Origin of the sequence: Flavobacterium amniphilum, from assembly GCF_023634845.1 — a bacterium.
Taxonomy (GTDB): Bacteria; Bacteroidota; Bacteroidia; order Flavobacteriales; family Flavobacteriaceae; genus Flavobacterium; species Flavobacterium amniphilum.
In genome coordinates this window covers 123,987-143,526 of the sequence record NZ_JAMLJL010000011.1, presented here as the reverse complement: position 1 = coordinate 143,526, position 19,540 = coordinate 123,987, and the positions used below count along the sequence as shown (strand labels likewise).

Sequence of the window (19,540 nt, the reverse complement as noted above, 5' to 3'; positions counted from 1 at the left end):
TTATCCTTTTTTAGAAGGTTTAGGTGATTTTCTTTCTTCTTTAGTGTAAGGAACAAATTTAGATATAATCTGATTGGCTCCGTCTAACCAAGCTGATGGTCCGCCGGCAACGTAACCCGTACTTCCTAATTGCTCAAAGTTTATATTTCCGGAACTGTCATTTGCCTTTACAAACCATACGGTAGGATAACCCCTTACAGCAAAGACCTGCTGCAATTGTGCATTTTGCATTTTCACTTCATCAGGCTGAGCCGTTCTTCTTGGAAAATCCAATTCAACCAAAACAACTTTTTCCTTAGCCCATTTTTCAAATTCTGGTGTTTTAAACACTTCCTTCTGCAAACGGATACACCATCCACACCAATCACTTCCTGTAAAAAACATAAAAATTGGTTTGTTTTCTTTTTTTGCAATGGCTACTGCTTCCGCAACATTAGTATGCCATTTTAACGATTCTTCTTTTTCGCTTTTCAAAGCAAAACTGAAAATCACGAAAAGCGGAAGTAAAAACAATAAGTATTTAATTTTTCCCATAGTATTACTTTAAAAAACGAATTAATTCTTCAGGTGTTTTAAATCCGGTGGTTTTTTCTTGTACATCACCACTACGGTTTAATATAAATATAGACGGATAACCTTCAACTTTAAGGAAAGTTGTTAATTCATGCGCACTGTTTCTTCCTTTTCTGTTAGGGTCGAAATTAGGATTATTAAAGCTGTTTCCTTTATAACTAACTACAGAATTACCTTCAGCATTGAATTTAACCGCATAATAATTACGGTTAATTAAATCTGCCACTTCAGGATGTTGCAAAGTATTAGCCTCAAACAATTTGCATTGAGCATACCAATCGGTGTATACCTCCATAAAAATAGGCTTTGGATTTTTCTTTTGCTTAGCCAAAGCTTCCTCCAGAGACATCCAGCGAATTTCCTGTGCCTGCAAGGTAAAAGCACTCATTACCAAGAAGAAAACCAAAAGTAACTTTTTCATCATTCAATTTTTATTTACTGTATCTCAAAAACAATGCCGAAGTTACAAATTATTTTACTTCCTGCATCAATTTTCTGACTAATGGTGAAATAACTATTAATACTACACCCGCAATTAATGCATATACTGCCAATTGCCAATAGCCGTCGGCATAAGTATTTAGCTTTTCGAGATTTGTTGCATTTTCAGAAGCCTCAGCAATTCCCGCTCCTAATAAACCGGCAAAGTACTGTCCGTATGCACTTGCCAGGAACCACATCCCCATGATTACAGCTTGCGTTTTTTGAGGCGATAATTTAGTCATGGCACTCATTCCGATAGGTGACAAACACAATTCACCGAAGGTAATAACAAACCATCCGAAGGTAAACAAATCTAAAGATGTTTTTCCTGAAGCATCAGCAAAAAACTTAGTGTAATAGAAAACCCAGAAACCTCCGGCAAGGAATAAAAATCCTAGTCCAAATTTCACAACCGTATTTGGCTCAATTTTTCGTTTTGCCATCCATAGCCATGCCATTCCGACTAAAGCTGCAAATGCAATTACAAACAATGAATTTACCGAATTATTTACCCCATTCGGATCCAATTCAATACCAGCAACCGTATTATGTAAATTATTAGCCGCAAATAAACTTAATGAACCTCCACTCTGTTCAAAAAATGCCCAGAAGAAAATCGAAAAAATGATAAATACCAATGCCGCCAGCAATTTCATATTCTCAGCTTTAGAGAAATTTTTCATCTCATAAAACAAATACAAAATCGAAGCCGGACCAATGACCATCATGAAATAATCAGTGTATTTTGTGTTGGCAACCATCAAAATGATAACCGGAACAATCGCCAAAGAACCAATATAAGTAGCTATTTCAAAAATTTTCCGTTTAGAGTTTTCCAAATGCATTAAAGGTGACAATCCAATTTCACCAAGACTTTTTTGCGTTTGTGTAAATGTCAGCAAACTCACAATCATAACTATCGAAGCGAAACCGAAAGCGTAGTTCCAGCGTAAACCTTCAGGCACAAAAGAAGTCCAAAGAGTTCCGTTTGCAACAGCAATACAGATATAACCTCCAATTAAAGCACCCAGATTAACCCCGGCATAAAACAGTGAAAAACCTGCATCACGACGTACATCCCCATCTTTGTATAACTGACCGACCATTGAAGAAATATTCGGCTTAAAGAAACCGGTCCCCACAATGGTAAAGGATATACCGATAAAAAATAAATTTTTAGGATCCAATGCCAGGATAATACTTCCCGCAATCATCAATAAACCACCCCAAAATAAAGAACGGCGTAATCCCAGAATTTTATCAGCAAACAATCCACCAATAAATGTAAAAGCATATACCCAGGCTTGTGTGGCACCATATTGAAGATTTGCAGTAGTTTCATTCATTGTTAGCTGACTTACCATAAAAATAGTAAGCATACCCCTCATTCCGTAGAAGCTGAAACGCTCCCACATTTCACTGAAAAACAAATACCAAAGTTGTCTTGGATATTTTCCTTTAAAATTCTGTATTTCTTCTATTGTTGTTGCCATACTAATTGATTCCTTTCTCTTTCATTACTTTATTCAACTGCTTCAACAAGGCAAACATCAATAATGTTGCAAACATCAATAAACTGAAATTTACCCAGAAGAAATGCGATTTATCTTCGTATTGGTCCCACATACTGGCCAAAACTCCTGATAATTTATTTCCGATTGATGTCGATAAAAACCATCCACCCATCATTAAAGAAGTAATATTTGCCGGACTTAATTTAGACACAACCGACAATCCCATCGGGCTTAAAAACAATTCACCAATAGTAATTACACCATAATTAGCTACAAGCCACCAAACCGAAACTTTCTCGGTTCCGTTAGCGCCAATTTTCACTGCTGCCACCATTACCAATACTGACAAAGCTGAAATCAACAATCCGAAAGCTATTTTAGTTGGTGTAGTAGGTTCTTTTTTTCTACTGCGTAAAAACGTAAAGAACGCAACAACCAATGGCGTCAGGATAATTACCCATCCCGGGTTAATAGACTGGCTTAAGTTAGTTGCCCAAAGCGAAACTTTTGAACCTTCTACCGGTTTTAATTCTTGTTTTACATTACGGAAATACAATGGATAATTCACCTCTTTTTTAACCACCCCGTACTCTTTCTGCAAACGGAAATTATCATCATATAACTCAACTGAATCTTTTTTGAATTCAACATCTTTCGATAATTTCAAGCTACTGAACAACGATTGGGAAGTTCCTGTCATTTCACGGTCTGTATATCTATCTGCCCAAGTCGTTAAAGCTGAACCGTTCAATTTAAAAACAGCCCAGAATAAAATTACAACCGCAAAGATGGCCAATAAAGCACCAATAGGCCTTTTGTCTTCGGTCTTAGCCTTAAAATAAAGACTCCCATAAAAGAAAATCACAGGGATACAGGCAAAAATAAATGCATCTGTACTATCTGATCCAAAAATATAACTATCAGGATTTGCATCGGAAGTCACTCCTTTAAGCAACCATCCTATTACTCCAAATATAACCGAAGGCACCAAAATAAACATCACAATTTTCCAGAATGGCATATCACCCGGCTGTACACCTTTTTTCTCAGCTTTATCACCATAATGCTTCGTCCCTAACATAAATACTATTACACCGATGAACATTCCGACACCGGCTGCCATGAAGGCAAATTTCCATCCTAAAAGGATTTGCAGTGCCGCACCGAAAAAATTACAGATAAAAGCCCCCACATTAATCCCCATATAAAAGATGTTATAACCTTCATCTTTTTTATCCTTGTATTGATCTTCGGTATAAAAATTACCCAATAAAGTGGAAATATTCGGTTTAAAGAATCCATTACCGACAATTACCAATGTCATGGCAACATACAACATGGTCAGATTATGAATTCCCATCATAAAATATCCTGCTCCCATCATGATACCTCCAATAACGATCGATTTTTTGTAACCGAAATAACGGTCAGCTACCAAACCACCAATAAATGGCGTTAAGAATACTAAAGCAATAAATGTTCCGTATAAATCGGACGCTTCCTTTTCGGTCATGGCAAAGCCGGTTTCTACATCTTTCAAGTAAAGTGTAAAAATTCCGATCATTAAATAATAACCGAAACGTTCCCACATTTCAGACAAAAACAAATAAGGCAATGCCTTAGGATGAGATTTCCACATAATTTTTTGGTATTAAAATAAAAAGCCTGCAACTACGTTACAGGCTTGAAAGATATAAAATTATTTTTTAATGGAATTATCTTACTCCATGCATCATTTTTTTCAATTTTGGAGTCAATGCAAACAAAACGATTGATGCAATACCACACAATACCACGAATACCATAAAGAACTCATATAAATTGTGAATCTCAAATCCGGCAAAAACAGGATTTTCGGCACTAATCTGATTATCTGTCAATAATTTTAACTGCTCAGCAGTTGGCGTTACAGTCTTATTTAAAACTCCTTGTAAATCAATCCCTAACTCCTGTGCTTTTTTAAATTTATCACCTGTAGCCGGCAAGATAGAACCTAAAGTTCCAGACAATGCATAACCTGCAGCATTAGAAATAAAGAATACCCCATAAGCTAAAGAAGCAAAACGTTTTGGAGATAATTTACCCACTAATGATAATCCGATTGGAGACAAACACAATTCTCCGAAAGTTTGGATTAAGTATAATAAAATCAACCAATAGATTGCTAGTAATCCGCTGTTGCCAAGATCTTTTACATTGTGTGCAATAATAAAATAACTTAAAGCAATTAAAGCTAATCCGAAAGCTTGTTTTACTGTTGAAATAGGCTCTTTTCCTGAAGCTCTTAGTTTATCCCATAACATACTGAATGGCAATGCAAACATTACAACAAATAATCCGTTGAAAATCTGTACCATTGACGGCGGCATATTCCATCCGAAGAAATTACGGTCAGTCTGGTTATCAGCAATGAAAGTCAAAGATGAACCTGCCTGTTCGAAAGCAGCCCAGAAGAAAATAATAAAGAAAGACATGATATAGATTACCCAAATACGTTGTGTTTCTACTTTCGTTAATGTCTTATCCAAAAGAATTAATAATGCTAACGAAATACCACTTGAATAAATAATAGGATAAATAATTGTTTTTACAACATTATCTCCTTCTGTAGTATAATGAAAAGCGAAGAACAATGCAACAAATACAGCAACTGCAGTAAATATTGAAGTCATTGTAAAATGTGCTTTTTGTGATTCACCTTCTTCAAAATCAGATGCATCGTTTCCTGAAGGTAATCCTCCAATTGGCTTCCCTTCCGGAGTAACAACATATTTATTTTTAAGAACATAGAAAACAACAGTACCAATCATCATCGCAATTGCTGCTGCCAGGAATCCCCATTTGAAAGCGTGAATATCTCTAATACCTGCCTGATCTTTAACATCTCCAACAAACGGACAGATAAATTGACCTAAAAACGCTCCGATATTAATACCCATATAGAAAATGGTAAACGCGGTATCCAATTTAGTTTTTTCCTGTTTTGGATATAAACTACCTACCATTGAAGAGATGTTCGGTTTGAAGAAACCGTTTCCAAAAATAATGATTCCTAGTGCGCTCCACAATAAAGTGTTTGCCAAATCAAGGTTAGTACCAAAAACACTTGCACTGAAGAACAACAACAATTGGCCAATAGCCATCATCGTTCCACCCAATAGAATACAGTTTCTGTTACCGAAGAAACGATCAGAGATAAATCCGCCCAATAACGGCGTTAAATAACACAATCCAAGGAATCCACCATAAATTAATGAAGCATCTGCCTCTTTCATCATTAAGGAATTCACCATGAACAATGTCAAAATTGCTCTCATTCCGTAGAAGTTGAAACGCTCCCACATTTCGGTTCCGAATAACACCCATAATCCTTTAGGATGTCCTTGCTTTACTGTTGTCTCACTCATTTTATTGTTTTTGGTTAGTAAAAATATTTAAAAAATTATAATTTTTCTTTAATGAAATTAGTCATCTTCGTGTACAATTGCAATCTGGTTTTACCGCCATAAATACCGTGGTTTTTATCCGGATAAATAGCCATATCAAACTGCTTATTTGCCTGAACCAAAGCTTCCACCATCTTCATTGTATTTTGAACATGAACATTATCGTCACCACTTCCGTGGATTAAAAGGAAATTCCCTTTTAGTTTGCTTACATGGTTAATCGGCGAATTGTTATCATAACCACTTGCATTTTCTTGTGGTGTTTCCATATAACGCTCTGTGTAAATACTATCGTAATATCTCCAAGAAGTCACAGGCGCAACAGCAATTGCTGTTTTGAATACATCGGCTCCCTGAAAAATACAGTTTGACGCCATAAATCCTCCGTAAGACCATCCAAATATACCAATTCTTGATTTATCCACATAAGAATATGTACCGAAAACCTTAGCAGCATCAATTTGATCCTCCACTTCGAATTTTCCTAATTCCTTTTGTGTACATTTTTTGAATTCAGCACCTTTAAAACCAGTCCCGCGACCATCTACACAAGCTACAATATAACCTTGCTGTGCCAACATCATAAACCAGTAATCATCTGTTCCATTCCATGCATTATCTACCTGCTGTGAACCCGGGCCCGAATATTGAAACATAAAGACAGGGTACTTTTTATTCGGATCAAAATCTTTTGGTTTGATCATCCATGTATTTAACTTATGTCCTTTTTCTGTGGTTACTTCAAAGAATTCCTTAGATGGTAAATTATAGGCTGCCAATTTACTTTCCAATACTTCATTTGAAATAATTGTCTTCACTAACTTCCCTGTTTTTGTTTCATGTAAAGTATGCTTAGGTGCATTTTTGGCACTAGAATACGAATTGATGAAATACTGAAAATTTGGACTAAAAACAGCTGCATTAGTTCCAGTCTCAGTAGACAAACGTTTTTTTCCGCTTCCGTCTAATTTAACAGCATATACATCACGATTGACAGAACCATTTTCAACAGACTGATAGTAAATCATGCCTGCTTTTTCGTCAAAACCATAATAATTTGTTACTTCCCAAGCTCCTTTAGTAATTTGTTTTTTAAGTTTACCTGTTTTATCATAGTGGTAAATATGATTAAATCCATCTTTTTCAGAAGTCCAGATAAAACTGTTATCTTTTAAGAAAGTCAGATTATCTGTAACATCAACATATGCCTTGTCCTTTTCGTTCAATACTACTTTGGCAGTAGCCGAATTCCCATCAACAAACAATAAGTCTAAATTATTCTGATGACGGTTTAACACTTGCGCGCTTAATACATTTGTGTCATTTGTCCACTCAATACGCGCGATATAAAAATCTTTATAATTGTCAAGATTTACTTTTTTTGTTGCTCCCGATTTTACATCATAAATATGTAAGGAAACCACTGCGTTTTTCTCACCGGCTTTCGGATATTTGAATACATTTTGGGTTGGGTATAACCCTTCATTGTAGAAATCCATAGAAAACTCCGGCACATCAGTTTCATCAAAACGGATAAAAGCAATTTTATCTGATCCTACATTCCAGTCATAAGCCTTTACAAATGCAAATTCTTCTTCATAAACCCAATCCGTTACTCCATTAATTATAGCATTCTTTTTACCATCATTAGTAATCTGCTTGTGTGACTTTGATGCCAAATCATACACATACATATTATTTTGATAAGCATAACCAATTTTACTTCCGTCAGGAGAAAAAGTTGGCTCCTGCACTTTGTAATCAGCCAATTTTGTAAGCGATTTTGTAGCGGTATCGTAAATAAAATAATCCGCCACGAAAGAATGACGGAAAATCTGATCCGAATTATTCGCAATCAAAATCTGTTTTTCATCTTTACTGAAAGTATAGGCATCTATACCTTCCAGTTGTTTGAAATCTTTTGTATCAATCAAAGTTGATACTTTATTCAAAGTTGCAAAATCGTATAAATCGATTTGTGATGTTTTTGAAGCTCTGTCGAAGTTCAGGACGGTATACTGATTCGTGTTTTTCATAGCTTCAAGAGCCGTCATACCTTGTGTTCTGAAGGCACCGCCCCAAATTTCCTCTAAAGTAAGTTTTTGTTGTCCAATGGCTGAGAATGAAGCCAAAACCAAACAAATCGCAATAAATCTTATCTGTTTCATGAATTGATGATGTAAAAAAACGCCCAATTTTAGTAAAAAAAACCCACATAAACACACATTATTTTGTTAAATGCTTAACATTGAAACAATATCAGAAATTTAAAGCCTCAAATAACCACTATATTTTAAACACTAGTTTTATCTTTGTAGCTTATTAAATCAGATTCAAAATGCCCAAAAGTATCTCCGGATTTTCAAAATTATCTAAAGAAGAAAAAATAAACTGGATCGCTGCAACTCATTTCGCAAATGCGGAAGAAGTGGTTCAAACCATTAAAAAGTATTGGAATACAGATGCTTCCTTACAAAAACTACATGATGAATTCATCGAAAACACGATAACCAACTTTTACTTACCACTTGGTGTCGCACCAAATTTCACCATCAACGGTAAAAATTACACAATTCCCTTTGCCGTTGAAGAAAGTTCAGTGGTTGCCGCAGCAAGTAAAGCAGCTAAATTCTGGGGAAACAGAGGCGGATTTAAAGCTACAATCATCAATACGGAGAAAATTGGTCAGGTTCACTTCATCTATAACGGAGACAAAGAAAAGCTCAACACTTTCTTCTCACAGATTAAACCGAAATTTTTCTCTGAAACTGAAGGTATTACCAAAAACATGCAAAAAAGAGGCGGAGGAATTCTGGATATTATCCTGAAAGACAAAACTGCCGATTTAGATAATTACTATCAACTTCATGCTACTTTCGAAACCAAAGATTCGATGGGCGCCAACTTTATCAATTCCTGCCTGGAACAGTTTGCCAAAACTTTAAAAGATGAAGCACAAACATTTGATGCATTCACTGAAGACGAAAAAAACATTACGGTTGTAATGAGTATACTTTCCAACTATGTCCCGAATTGTGTTGTTCGTGCCGAAGTATCATGCAACGTATCAGAATTAGCCGAAAAACATATCGAAAACCCACAGGAATTTGCCGAAAAATTTGTTCAGGCTGTCCGCATCGCCGAAATAGAACCTTACAGAGCTGTTACTCACAATAAAGGTATTATGAACGGAATTGACGCCGTTGTATTAGCAACTGGCAATGATTTCAGGGCTGTCGAAGCCGGAGTTCATGCTTACGCATCAAAAGACGGACAATATTCCAGTTTATCACATGCAAAAATAGAAGACGGGATTTTCACCTTTTGGATGGAAATACCATTAGCTTTAGGAACTGTTGGCGGATTAACCAGTTTACACCCAATGGTAAAAATCGCATTGGAAATGTTAGGAAAACCATCAGCACAGGAATTAATGCAAATTGTTGCTGTTGCCGGCTTGGCACAAAATTTTGCGGCTTTACGCAGTTTAACCACTACAGGCATCCAACAAGGCCACATGAAAATGCATTTAATGAATATTCTAAATCAGTTTAAAGCTACTGAAGATGAGCGGAAACAAGTAGTAAAACACTTTGAAAAAAACACAGTTACTCACAGTGCTGTAGTTGATTATCTGGCAGAAATACGCAAATAATTTTGGAACAGACATTTTACAGTAACGGAAAATTACTCATTACCGGCGAATACGTAGTGTTAGATGGCGCCATCGCCTTTGCTTTACCGACGAAATTTGGTCAATATTTAAAAATCGATGATAGCAAAAACAACTCCATAAAATGGACAAGTTACGATAGTGATGGCAGCATATGGTTTGAAAGTACAATTCCATTTGAGTCAATCATCAATAAAGAGACATTTAAAAGCGACAAAGTAAAAACCACTTTGATCGAAATTTTGCATCATGCCTATTTATTAAATCCTGACTTTTTAAACTCTCAGGGCTACACAATTAAAACAGAGTTGACTTTCCCAAAATTCTGGGGATTAGGCACCTCTTCAACATTGATTAACAACATTTCCCAGTGGTTGAAAATTGACGCATTTACCTTGCTGAAAAACAGTTTTGGAGGCAGCGGCTATGATATCGCCTGTGCACAAAACAACACACCCATCCTCTATCATTTGGAGAACGGAAAACCACTGATTACTCCAGTCAATTTCATTCCTGATTATTCTAATAAAATCTACTTTATTTATTTAAACCAAAAACAAAACAGCCGGGAAGCCATTCACAATTACTACAATAAAAAGGGCGACATCAACAAAGTAATACCGCTTATTAACACTATAACACAACAAATTGTAGAAGCAAAAGAAGCCAAAGCATTTGCAAAAGCCATTCAAAATCACGAAATAGAAATGAGCAATGTACTCGAAACACAAACTGTTCAAGAAGCCCTATTTCCAGAATTCGAAGGAGTTGTAAAAAGTTTAGGAGCTTGGGGTGGCGACTTTGTTTTGGCAATATCAAAAGAAAATCCAACTGAATACTTCAATAATAAAGGTTACATAACAGTTATTCCCTATTCAGAAATGATTTTATAAATTTTATTTTAAAGATTTCCAAAATAAAAAGCCCCACACATGTGGGGCTTCTTTATATATAATAACAACTTATTAGTTGAATTCCGCTCTGTTATCTTCGATATCAGCATTTTGTCTTAAAGTACTGTAAACTCTTCCGGCAGCAGACCCTTTAGCCTGTCCTGAAATTCTATTTACAACAGCTTTAAAATCCTTTGTAGCCGGAGCTTTAGCAGTAGATTTTACTTTAATTTTAAAGACACCTGAATTACCAGCAATAGTCTGAGAAACAACTCCCGGTTTCAATGAGAAAGCCGTTCCAACAACTTTTGGCTCAGATCCGATAGTTTCAATAAACGAACCGGCAGCAACAACATCTTTAGCTTCTTTAACCGGAGAACCAGTTGCCTTAGCTACTGCTTCCAAAGTTGATCCAGTCATTTTTGCTTCAATTAATTTCGCTTTCTTTTCGTTTAACAATTTGAATCCGAAAATATTTTTAGCATCAGCTACTGGCATTAATCCCTTATCGTTTACTTTTTTCAAACGTGCCACAACATGTCCTGCAGATGTATTGAAAAGTTTCACTTCACCTTCTTTAGCATTGAATGCCCAACGAACAATTTCTCTTTGAGGACCAACACCCTGAATATTTTCATCTAATGCTAATACTTTAGCCACTGGAGCAACTGTTAATTTGCTTTCTTTAGCTGCAGTTGCAAAATCTTTTTCATTTGCTAAAATTTCAAACTTGCTTGCAGTTGTAAAAGCCGCATCTGTTGTTGCTTCCGAAGGAACAATTTTTTGGGCGATAGTCGCTAAACGAACACCGTCTTGCTTATCTGTAACATTAATGATATGATAACCGAATTCTGTTTCAACCAAACCGATTTTTCCAACTGGATTACCGAAAACAAAATCTTTATATTTTGGAGCAAAATTAGATTCTTTAGCTATATATCCTACATCTCCTCCTTGTTGTTTTGAACCTGGATCATCAGAGCTCGTAAAAGCTAACATTGCAAATGAAGCTGGATTAGCTTGTGCTTGAGCTAAAATTCCTTCAGCCTTAGCTTTTGCTTCTTCTTTCGTTATTGAAGATTCAGAACGCATTGATCCCTTATAAGAAACCAGAATATGGCTCGACTTTACATTTAATCCTGCTTTTTTAGCCAACATTTTTGAAATACAGTAGTAATCACCAAAAACGTACGGCCCATAAATAGCTCCAGGTGCTGTGTTATATAATGCCTGAGCATGATCAACAGGCAATTCATTTTTAGCAATATACGTAGAATCGTATTTAATATCCGAATTTGCATTTACAAATTCGATAACATTTTTAGCATTTCTAAAACCAGCAACCGTATCATTTTTACCGGTTTTTGTGTTATAAACAACTGAAGAATTCAATAAAGCATTTACTTTATCTTTAATTTCTTTTTCATCAGCTGCTGATGGTTTATCTTCAATTAAAACATATTCGAATTCACGAGATTCTTCAGCTTTGTATTTCTTCTCGTTTTTCTTCATGTAAGCAATTACTTCCTCATCTGTTAATTCAACTTTCTTATCATCGATAGTCGTATAAGGCACAGAAACCACATCAAAAGTTACTTTATTGTTTTCTAACTCGTAGTTAAATTTACCTTCAGCCTGAGTAGTGTAAAATCCAGATTTTACAATTGTATTATACATTTGCTCAGTAGCAAACTGACTAATTGCTTTCTCATAGTTCAACCATCTCTCCCAATCAGGTTGGGATTTTTTCATAGAGGCAACCATTTCATTAAATTTCGCCGTATTGAATTTACCGTTTGGACCTTTGAACTGTGCAAACTGAGGATCATCCTGCATTACTGTAATCAATTGATCATCACCCAAACGCAATCCAAGTTTTTCGAATTGGTCTTCCAACAATACTCTTCTAACCTCTTGCTCCCAAACTGCATTTGTAGCCTGCATTAAAGAAGCTCCTTGTCCTTGCTGACTTTTTTGTGCATTGTCTACTTTAACTCTAAAGCTTTCAAAAGGAATATCAACACCGTTAATAGTACCAGCGTTTCTAGATCCTGTTCCAAAACCTCCATTTTCGATTAAAGCCCCGATAATGAACGCAAAAAGGGACAATCCCACGATAGCGATTACCAGCAATGAACGTTGTCTAATTTTAGATAAAACTGCCATTATATTATATTATTTTTTTTATTCAGTTGGCGAAAATACAATTATCTGTGAAATAATAAAAGATGTCCGCTTTTATTTTAATAGAAAGTTTAATTTTTTATTGATTCTTATTTCTGTCCTCGAATTTCTTAGCAAATTTTCTACGGAAAAAGAACAAGCCGATTGCAGCAACTCCAAATCCTAAGATAAGATACGCATCTTTTTCGGCAGCATTAAGCTCAACAATACCATAAATCAACATAAGCACACCTACCAACAAATAAGCATACTGTGTAAATTTCATATAATTCTTCATAATTTTTAATTTTTAAAGACTGTACGTCCCATTGATTTGTTGTGTATCCAGATTTTTAAAATCCTTACTGAAATCGATACCCACACCATTTATTACACTGCCTCTGTCTGTAAACCTAAATGGCTTTTGTGTAAAAAACCATTCATTTTTTTGATCATAATACAATTGCTCAGTCTCAAGTTTTTTACCATCATGAGTCTTAATCTCAACATTCCCCTGCAATTCAATTATGTTAGATACAGAATATGAAATTGCGTATTTTGAAGTTACAAAATTCTGATTACCGGCATCATCATAAATAGTCACATTAATTCCCTTTGGAAATTCGGTAAACGGAAATTCCAAATGTGAAAAATCTAACATTTGAGGCGAAACCAAAACTGCTTTTATTTTTCCGGAATCAGTATATTTTAAATTGAATTCCTGTGCTTCACCTACCGGATTCAACTCGGTAATATTAATTTTCTGTACTTCTTTAAAATTACTTTCACAAGAAACTAAAAAAAGTGGTGCTGCAAAAAACAACATCACTTTTTCCACATATTTTATTTGAGAAAACAATTTCACTTTTTAGTCAAATTTACGCTTTACAAACCATCGGTCATTGAAAGAAAGTCCAACAGAGAAACTCATGTAATTTTCTTGTATCAAACCTGAATCCGTAGTTCCTCTTTTCCCTAATTCAACCCCAATATTCACATTGGATAAAGAGCCTGAAATTGGCAATCCAAATCCAAAAGTCACTGCTCTGTCTTTAATTGATTCTGAATTAACCACCAAACCAGTATTTTCATATCTGACACCTGCTCTGTACGTAATTCGGTCAAAGTAACTTGAAAAAGAATTATATTTCGGAATATAATATCCTCCCAATGCAATTTTTGAAGAACTCTCATAAGATGCATTCGGATAATTTACACCATAGTTTCCTTTACTGGAAAAAGTCGATTCAACTCCTAGAAACCATTTTTTATCCAAACCTAATCCAGTTCCCAAAGTCAACCTGGAAGGCAATCGGATTTCGGAATTAGGAATTACCACATCCTGCGAATCCCACACTATCTCATCTCCTGACGGAGTATATGTAATTTTTGCAATATTTCTCGTATTGTCAGATTTCAATATTGATGTTGGCGAAAAAGTTAAAGCAGTCGTAAAATCAAACTTTTTGATTTTAGACTTGAAATTCAATCCGGCCTTATAAGTCAAACCGTTCATTTCGGCCAAATTGATTTCTCTGGTTCCGAACTGCAAATCTGAAGAGATAAAAACAGCACTTTTATCTGAACTACCAAAATTATAAGCCAAGTCAGCTCCAAAACTCAAATTCTTAGTCAACTGGTACCCAAAACCGGTAAAAAAACGGTTCACATTTCCTGAACCTGTAAATTTAGTTCCTTCAGTATCTGTATAATTTACAATTTTATATCCAACTGATGAATATGGCATTAAACCCAAAACCACACCCATCTTTTTGCTTACCGGAAATGACATGGCAAGATAATCGAATGTTGTTCGTTGCGCCTTTTGCTCTTCTTCAGTAGTTATCTGTTTTGTTGGTGTAAAAGTTCCCGCTACAGTAAATGTTGTTAATTTTAAATCAGAAAAAGTGGCAGGATTTTGTAAGTTAATATGAATACTGTCACTTACAATACCCAAACTTCCCATAGCTCTGTTTTCAGTAGTCCCTTTAGATTTGACTTCTCCAATTCCATAAAACGAATAAGGCGATGCTGTTCCTTCCTGAGCAAATGTTTGTAACGAAAAAAGGAATAAACTTCCCAAAATTATTTTCTTAATCATTGTTGATTTGATATTGATATAAATAGTTCAAACTTTCCAGCAGAAAATTTGAATTGGCAAATATGGTATTTTTTAATCGTTTAGCCAAAAAATTAGCATCGCCACCAGTTAAAATTATGATAAAGTTTTCATTTTGGGTTCTTAATGCATCTATATAGCCATCAATTTCAAAAGCCAATCCGTTTACCACTCCCGAATGCATCGATTGCAGCGTTGAATTCCCAATCAATTGTTCAGGCTCTTCCTTTTCCAATAAAGGAAGTTTTGCCGTATAGGAATGCATTGCATCATAACGCAAACGGATGCCTGGCGAAATTGCACCACCATGATATACATTCTTTGCATCAACAAAATCATAGGTAACACAAGTTCCTGCATCAATAATCAACCTATTTTGATTTGGAAATTGCAAAACTGCACCGGCAGCTAAAACGGCTCTGTCAATCCCCAAAGTATGCGGTGTAGCATAATTATTAATAAACGGAAAAGGTTTTTCTCTATCTATAAAGTAAATTTCAACCCTCTCAGCAAACATTTCCAATGACTCTTTTTCGAGTTTTCCAACCGAAGCAACCACCAAAACTGAAATTTTTTCAAATTTTTTAAAAATATTTTCAATTGAAATTTTGAAATCTGAAAGCAAAAAAATAGCTTTTTCCAGCAATCTATCCTCCTCAAAAACAGCACTTTTAATCTGGGTATTCCCTACATCGACAGTTAAAATCATATCATGAATTATTGATTCTGCTAAGTTACAAATAGATTTTTTTAAAAAAATGTTTTGGATAAATGAAAAATGGTTCTATATTTGCACCCGCAATCAACAAGCAATACACGCTTAACGAAAGCAGACATAATGGTGCCTTAGCTCAGTTGGTAGAGCAATGGACTGAAAATCCATGTGTCCCTGGTTCGATTCCTGGAGGCACCACAACAAAACCCACTCAATGAGTGGGTTTTTTGTTTTCAGAACATCAACAAAGAACAAATCACCACTAAGTGATTGCCCACAACCTACAGCCAAAATTATTTACCTGTCTTCATCATGATCACCGTCATGATCACCACATTCGTCATCGGCAACCTCGATTATAGCTTCCAATTGTCCGTTATTACTCACCACAACCATACTACCATTAGAATCCGTTATGGTAACCGGAAAATTTATCACAAATGCATCATCATCTTCCAAATTATCCAAAAAGGCAAACAATTCACCGTCATCATTAAAAACCAATACATTTTCGACACCAACCGAATCATAAAAGGAAATTTGTAAAGGATAATGGATTACCAGGCATTCAATATCATCATCGTCATCATCATCCGAATGACAACTACGTAAAGCCGCATGCAAATCCATTATACTATTTAAAACCAAAGTAGTGCCGTCTTCATAAGAAATAGTAATCGGAAAGTCAAAAATAACCGATATATCTTCATCATACATATTATGGAGCGCAATCAGAAAAGCAGAGTAGTTTGTCTGATCAGCAACAGTAATCAATTGACCGTTCATACTAAAAGTTATGGGAAGACTGACCGTAAAGCAAACCGACTCATCTTCATCTCTGGTAGACATATTTGCTGCACTTGAATGTGAAACCCTCATCAATAAATCGGCTAACACAGATTGGTTTGTCAGCTTACCATTATCATTTGAAACATCATCTTTTTGACAGGAATTAAAGATCAGACCAATCAAAGCCAACAGCATTGATAAAATTATTTTTCTCATAACCGGGATAATTAAAGGAATGAAACCGAAAAACAGAGAATAAGCACAATTCTGCTTTAAGCAAAATAAAGATCAACAACTATAACGCAAAAAGCACAATCTTAGTACAAGAAAATATTATAAAAAACTGATAATCAACAAAAAAGACAGAAGTTGAATTCTGCCTTTTTGTTATTACTTTACACTATTCCTTTTTAATAGTATCATTTTCCTGATATTCGGTTTCTTCCAGATCATCAGATTTTTTACCAATTTTAACGATTGGCTTATCTTGTGTACCGGTTATTTTCAATGGAATTCCGATAATCCCAAGCGGCGGCAATCCCAAACGCATTTTAAGATTAAGCCTTCCGTCCAAAGAAGCCTGTCCTGATATTTTAGGTCGGAATCCAGCTACTTTAAATTTAAATTGCTCAACTGTCATTATATTATTCTTAACTGCACTTTTGATGTCTATTTCCGAAAGATCCGGGTTTTTTATACCATCATGTGAAGTGGTTTTACTCACCGCATTGAATAATTTAAAACCTTTCATCTTTACTTTTTTAACCGATAAAACACCTCCACCCTTCAACGAAGGATAAATAGGCATCATATTTTGATCCAGATAACCAGCCACATTATAATCCAGTGAAATAACACCTTCTGCTGTTTTAGCTGCCGGAGCCATATCACGAAACATTTTCACTTCATTATAAGCCTTTTTAACATCAAATTCCTTAGCAATAAGTTTATAATCAAAAAAAGCTTTCTTCGGACTTAAGTTCTTATAAGAGGCGTTCATTTTGACTTGACAGCCAATCAAATTGAATCCGGTATTTTTTAATTGCATTTCCCCTTTATCCATTTTCAGGTAACTCGTAAGATTATTGATAGACAATCCTTCAAAATTAACCTTTCTGAAATTAGCCAGTAAACTTAAATTAAGATTAGGCGGAACTACAACTACACCTGAGGAAGCAGACTTAGAATTATTCGCCTGAGAATTCCCAACTTCTTTTGATGCCACCCCTCCCGCGAATTCGTCCACATTAAGATAATTCGATTCCACTCTGAACTCTCCTTTCAAAATTGCTTTATCAGACATTACAAAATTGATTACATTTTGCATTTGTCCATTCATCTTAAAATCAGACTGACCGTAAGAAGCCAGAAAATTTTTAAAATTCATTTGATTTTGATTAAAAGAGAAAAAACCTTCTTTAATTACAAATGGTTTTGGCAGATAACTAGAAGTAGTGCTTATATTTTGCAAGAACAAGGTTCCGCTGTTGTTTAAACGGTTATACCTTCCACCGGTTGCATCACTTTGTCTTCCTTTAAGGGCCAAATCTGCTCTTACAAAACCTTTGATATCCAAATCTTCCTGAGAAAAAACTTTATAAATCCTTCCCAAATCAATTTCACCTTTAGCTTTTATATCATAAAGAATATCGTCGAAATTCTCAAACGACGCATTCACATACATCTTTTTCCCTTCAAAATCAAAGGAAGCCGGTGTCACTTTCACTTTAAGATCTTTATACATTCCTGTACTATTATCCACATTGGCAGTCAAATTAATCGCCGAAACAGGATTGGGATACCATTGTGTTTTCAAGCTTGCATTTTGCAACACAACATTACCCTTTGTAACAGGAAACAATCTTTTATTTTGATCATAGATCCCTTTTGCTGTGACATCAGCAATCAATTTACCTGAGAAATCCATATTCTGAATCCCTAAACCTTCATGCAATTTTTTCAAATCCAGATTGGATTTAATTTTCGCATTGATGTTAGGAGAAGTCAAGCCAACAGTTTCAATAGTTCCGTCAAAATAATCCTGTCCCATTTTAAAGGACAAAGGAGTTATTTTAACTAATAACTTATCTACATCCAGTGAAGGTAGTTTTGTATCCAGTTTTAAAGTCAGTCCCGATGCTGGATTTTTTGAAGCATTGTAATTAACCAAACCATTACGGATATTCATGGCAAAAGCCAAATCCGGTTTTTTATTTTCTTCGACATTATAAATTCCCTTGAGAGTCAAAAGAAGATCCGTTTTACCCTGAATTTCAGTTTTTTCAAGCCATTTCACATACTGAGGCGGTAAAGCTGTAAAAAAATCATGCAGGTTACTATCATCCGACTTCACATTAAAATCCAACTCATAACCACTTTTAAGAAAATTCAGTTTTCCGATAAAATCAATTGGGAGTTGGTTTATAACCAAATTATTCTGCTGAAACACAAAAGCCAATGAGCTTGTATTGATTTGTGTAATAAGATTAGCATTTACCTTTTTATTTTTAAGATACTCTTCACCTCCGAAGGCAAAATCAAAAGAATCAATTTCAGCTTCTGTTTCCAAATCAAAAATAGCTTTATCAAAATCTCCTTTCCCCAAATAATTAAAGCCAACAGCGTTAATCAGGATATTAGCCGATTTATCATTGTAAGTCAGATGCGTGTTTTCGATTTGAATACGGTCCAAACGAAGAGACGTTTCTCCAGGTTTTTCTTTTTCCTGCTTCTTTTCAGAAACATATACATTGTAATTAGCCTGACCTTGTTCATTAACCAGAACATTCATTTCCGCATCAGAAATATAAATTTCATCAATCTTCACCGAACTGTCGAAAAGCAGACTCATCAAATTCACTCCGAAAGAAATATCATCTGCTTTAACCAGATTTTCGTTTTGGAAAGGAGCAGATCCTTTAAGTGAAAAATCAGTAAGTGTTAAAGTCAACGATGGGAAGTGACTGAAAAAAGACAAATTCGCTTCTTTGAAATTCAGTTCGCCGTTGAGTTTTTTATTTGCAAAACCTTTAACTTCTTCTGCTATTTTTCCCGGAAAAAGCATTGGCAAAACAAACATCAACAATAAAACAGAACCAATTGCTATGGCGCTAATTTTCAAAACCTTAAATACTATTTTCATGATCTGCACTTTGATACTACAAAAATAAGA

General features: G+C 35.2%; 15 protein-coding genes and 1 tRNA gene. 3 read left to right on the top strand and 13 right to left on the bottom strand.

The genetic code is table 11. The features are described 5' to 3' along the window. The 6 genes from NAT51_RS13420 to NAT51_RS13395 all read right to left on the bottom strand — a co-directional run bounded on the left by NAT51_RS13420 (position 1) and on the right by NAT51_RS13395 (position 8,184). Positions 1–534: a thioredoxin family protein gene (locus NAT51_RS13420; RefSeq protein WP_250599449.1), complete on the bottom strand. Its 534-nt coding sequence runs from the start codon at positions 532–534 to the stop codon at positions 1–3. 4 nt (positions 535–538) lie between these two features. Continuing rightward, positions 539–997: a thioredoxin family protein gene (locus NAT51_RS13415; protein WP_250599447.1), complete on the bottom strand. Its 459-nt coding sequence runs from the start codon at positions 995–997 to the stop codon at positions 539–541. Between the two features lie 46 nt (positions 998–1,043). Next, positions 1,044–2,549 (bottom strand): peptide MFS transporter, encoded by a 1,506-nt coding sequence (locus NAT51_RS13410; RefSeq protein WP_250599445.1) that lies wholly within the window; start codon positions 2,547–2,549, stop codon positions 1,044–1,046. 1 nt (position 2,550) lies between these two features. Further along, positions 2,551–4,209, bottom strand: a complete 1,659-nt coding sequence (locus NAT51_RS13405; RefSeq protein WP_250599443.1) for a peptide MFS transporter — start codon at positions 4,207–4,209, stop codon at positions 2,551–2,553. 76 nt (positions 4,210–4,285) lie between these two features. Then, positions 4,286–5,977, bottom strand: a complete 1,692-nt coding sequence (locus NAT51_RS13400) for a peptide MFS transporter (protein WP_250599441.1) — start codon at positions 5,975–5,977, stop codon at positions 4,286–4,288. 35 nt (positions 5,978–6,012) lie between these two features. Then, a complete protein-coding gene (locus NAT51_RS13395; RefSeq protein ID WP_250599439.1) occupies positions 6,013–8,184 on the bottom strand; it encodes a S9 family peptidase in 2,172 nt (723 codons plus the stop codon). 170 nt (positions 8,185–8,354) lie between these two features. Here NAT51_RS13395 and NAT51_RS13390 point away from each other — a divergent pair, with 170 nt between their 5' ends. Together NAT51_RS13390 and NAT51_RS13385 are read left to right on the top strand one after the other, a co-directional pair. Further along, complete coding sequence (locus NAT51_RS13390) at positions 8,355–9,671, top strand: hydroxymethylglutaryl-CoA reductase, degradative (RefSeq protein ID WP_250599437.1); 1,317 nt, start codon at positions 8,355–8,357, stop codon at positions 9,669–9,671. A 2-nt stretch (positions 9,672–9,673) separates the two neighbouring features. Beyond that, a complete protein-coding gene (locus NAT51_RS13385) occupies positions 9,674–10,582 on the top strand; it encodes a GYDIA family GHMP kinase (RefSeq protein ID WP_250599435.1) in 909 nt (302 codons plus the stop codon). 72 nt (positions 10,583–10,654) lie between these two features. Here the strand turns inward: NAT51_RS13385 and NAT51_RS13380 are convergent, their stop codons facing one another. The 5 genes from NAT51_RS13380 to NAT51_RS13360 form a co-directional block, all read right to left on the bottom strand. Beyond that, positions 10,655–12,748 carry a peptidylprolyl isomerase gene (locus NAT51_RS13380; protein WP_250599433.1) on the bottom strand — a complete coding sequence of 698 codons (2,094 nt, stop codon included), beginning with the start codon at positions 12,746–12,748 and terminating at the stop codon, positions 10,655–10,657. Positions 12,749–12,845: 97 nt separating this feature from the next. Continuing rightward, positions 12,846–13,043, bottom strand: coding sequence for a hypothetical protein (locus NAT51_RS13375; protein ID WP_250599431.1), 198 nt, complete (start codon positions 13,041–13,043; stop codon positions 12,846–12,848). A 12-nt stretch (positions 13,044–13,055) separates the two neighbouring features. Beyond that, entirely contained in the window at positions 13,056–13,610 is a 555-nt protein-coding gene (gene lptC / locus NAT51_RS13370) for an LPS export ABC transporter periplasmic protein LptC (RefSeq protein ID WP_250599429.1), read from the bottom strand. A gap of 3 nt (positions 13,611–13,613) precedes the next feature. Next, positions 13,614–14,846 carry a hypothetical protein gene (locus NAT51_RS13365; RefSeq protein WP_250599427.1) on the bottom strand — a complete coding sequence of 411 codons (1,233 nt, stop codon included), beginning with the start codon at positions 14,844–14,846 and terminating at the stop codon, positions 13,614–13,616. Then, positions 14,839–15,573 carry a type III pantothenate kinase gene (locus NAT51_RS13360; RefSeq protein WP_250599425.1) on the bottom strand — a complete coding sequence of 245 codons (735 nt, stop codon included), beginning with the start codon at positions 15,571–15,573 and terminating at the stop codon, positions 14,839–14,841. Before NAT51_RS13360 ends, NAT51_RS13365 begins: the two co-directional genes overlap by 8 nt. A 131-nt stretch (positions 15,574–15,704) precedes the next feature. Between NAT51_RS13360 and NAT51_RS13355 the strand changes: the two genes are divergently transcribed. Continuing rightward, positions 15,705–15,777 (top strand) — tRNA-Phe (locus NAT51_RS13355). Between the two features lie 99 nt (positions 15,778–15,876). Here NAT51_RS13355 and NAT51_RS13350 read toward each other — a convergent pair. Together NAT51_RS13350 and NAT51_RS13345 are read right to left on the bottom strand one after the other, a co-directional pair. After that, the gene (locus NAT51_RS13350; RefSeq protein WP_250599423.1) at positions 15,877–16,584 is read right to left on the bottom strand and encodes a hypothetical protein; all 708 of its coding nucleotides are present in this window, start codon (positions 16,582–16,584) and stop codon (positions 15,877–15,879) included. A 184-nt stretch (positions 16,585–16,768) separates the two neighbouring features. Next, positions 16,769–19,510: an AsmA family protein gene (locus NAT51_RS13345; RefSeq protein WP_250599421.1), complete on the bottom strand. Its 2,742-nt coding sequence runs from the start codon at positions 19,508–19,510 to the stop codon at positions 16,769–16,771. Positions 19,511–19,540 lie beyond the last annotated feature (30 nt).